Here is a 1,589-nt window from a genome sequence, read left to right as displayed (position 1 = left end):
GTTACTTTTTGAGATAATGTCTCGTCATACATACAAACAGCATTGTTACCTTTTTCCTTTGCGCTATACATAGCGATATCAGCGTGTTGTAAAAGTGTAGTAGTATTTATTCCTCCAAATGGATACACTGCTATTCCTATACTAAGAGATAAGTAAAAACTATGCTGATTTACTACAAATGGTTCTTCAGTTATACGAAATAGAGTTTTACACAAATCCAATAGCTGTTGCTCTGTTTGGTTATGGACAATGATCGCAAACTCATCACCACCTATTCTTGCTAGAGGAACAGTCGGTGACAGACATGTCCTAAAACGTTTGGCAACTTCTTTTAAAACCTTGTCACCAATCGAATGACCCAATGTATCATTAATAGTCTTAAAGCGATTTAAATCAATATACAGGAGCCCAAACTTATCCTGTGTTTTTTGTGCACGCTTAATAGATCTATCTAATTCTTGTTGGAAGAATATACGATTTCCAATCTCCGTCACCGTATCATGGAATGCAAGGTAATTTATCTCTTCCTGTTGTTGTTTCATCCTTGTTATGTCTTTTACCATTACATAGCTCCCAAAGGTTTGTCCTTCTATCATAATAGGAACTATAGTGACATACCAAAAGAGTATATCTTTCTCATTGTTATTTTTCACACGTAACTGTAGTGAAGATGAACTACATCGTTTCCCTTTCTTTATAGCTGCTTCCAATTCAGATTTATCTTCATCTAAAAAAATAGAGAAGCACTCTTTCCCTATCAATGCAGCACTTTCTTTTCCTAATAACATACTTCCAGCCTGGTTTATATTTAATACGATACCGTTTGAATCAATCGTTAAAATAGGATCCGGATGATACTCATATAATGACTTAAATCTTTCTTGATTTTTTACTAAATCATTAGATTTATTTATTAAATCCCTTGTTCTTTGAGATACTGTTTGTTCTAATTGATTATTAAACACTTTTAATGTTTTAGTTAACTCTTTGTTTTGCATTCGTACGATTGTATGACGAATCAGTACAAATACAAAAGCAATACAATTTCCCGTAATTAATGTAGCTGAAGAAGTTTGCTCTTTCAAAGTAAAGCCAATTAAGACTGCAACTGCAAGATAAGGGAATATACCAAGAAGTTTCTCTCCAAATGTCGGATTAATAATAAAATAATTTCTTTTAGAAGAAGTATTCTTTGGGATTGTAGCAGCAATAGCGATAAATAATAGGAAAACTCTATACAAACACCTTAAAAATATAACTGAACGCTCTGACAAATCACCTTGTAAGTAAAAATACAAATAGTCCGTAATAGCCAATCCAGTTAATACTAGGATAAAAATAAACAATTTACTTTTTGCATTGAAAATAGCAGGTCGAAAGATCAGTGTAACTCCAAGTAATAGAAGCAATAAATCTATAATCGGAAAAATAAATGAGAGAAAAACATCTCCAATTGATAAGAATAAAATATTTGCAGATGGTTTATTAAATAGGTACCACTCTAATGTAAAAATAGCAGTAACAACAATGCATAAATCACAAAGTAAATACGCTTTCTCCCATTTGTTACATTCCATCATAATTTTATA

General features: G+C 31.8%; 1 protein-coding gene. It reads right to left on the bottom strand.

Annotated features, from left to right (window positions below; translation table 11 throughout):
• Positions 1-1,589: diguanylate cyclase domain-containing protein (locus tag DN404_RS30280; RefSeq protein ID WP_255445568.1), on the bottom strand; the 1,589-nt coding region annotated here is incomplete at both ends.

The organism is Bacillus sp. TE8-1 (assembly GCF_008368855.1).
Lineage (GTDB): Bacteria > Bacillota > Bacilli > Bacillales > Bacillaceae_G > Bacillus_A > Bacillus_A cereus.
This window is presented reverse-complemented; position numbering and strand designations above follow the sequence as displayed.